Source organism: Roseateles sp. P5_E11 (assembly GCF_054049355.1).
Genome location: NZ_JBFUMO010001222.1, coordinates 1 through 511, shown reverse-complemented (window position 1 = coordinate 511; position 511 = coordinate 1). Strand labels below are relative to the sequence as shown.

Here is a 511-nt window from a genome sequence, read left to right as displayed (position 1 = left end):
GGCTGTCGAAGGCAAACGGCATGATCGCGCAGGCTACGGTGAGCGACATGATCTGGGGCGCTTGCCGGGCCACTGGCGAGACGCCGGCCCAAGCCCCCGCAGTAGTGGATGGGACGGCCGACGCAGGCGATGCAGCATGGACGGCTGCGAAGCGCCTGTCCAACAAGTCGGCGCAGGATTTCGTGCGTGGTGCCCAGTGGGCCATGCAGCGCGAGGCGTCCAAGACCGTGACGGTGCGCAAGCCYGATGCTCGCACTCGTGCGAAAGCCAAGCCCCCGGTACAGGGTAGCCAGCCATGAAGCGCCTGATCGACCACATCGAGTGCGGCGGCAGCGGATGCCGCGGTTGCAAGGACATCGGCACCGAGCTGCGCGAGGTGGAGCGCGTGGCGTTCCTGAAGCGCGCGCGCACCGGGCAGGAGCACGAAACCGTTGTCCGCGAGAGCTGCTCCTGTTACCAGGGCTTCAGCATCAACGAGGGCGTTGCCCAGTGCATCCACGCTGACCATCGA

The 511-nt window shown here is 66.9% G+C and carries 2 protein-coding genes; both read left to right on the top strand.

The genetic code is table 11. The annotated features are described in order from the left end of the window. The coding region (locus ACXJKR_RS34455) for a hypothetical protein (RefSeq protein WP_457326689.1) at window positions 1-299 on the top strand (299 nt) is incomplete at its 5' end. Further along, a partial coding sequence (locus tag ACXJKR_RS34450; RefSeq protein ID WP_457326688.1) for a hypothetical protein occupies window positions 296-511 on the top strand: 216 nt, incomplete at its 3' end. The genes ACXJKR_RS34455 and ACXJKR_RS34450, both read left to right, overlap by 4 nt.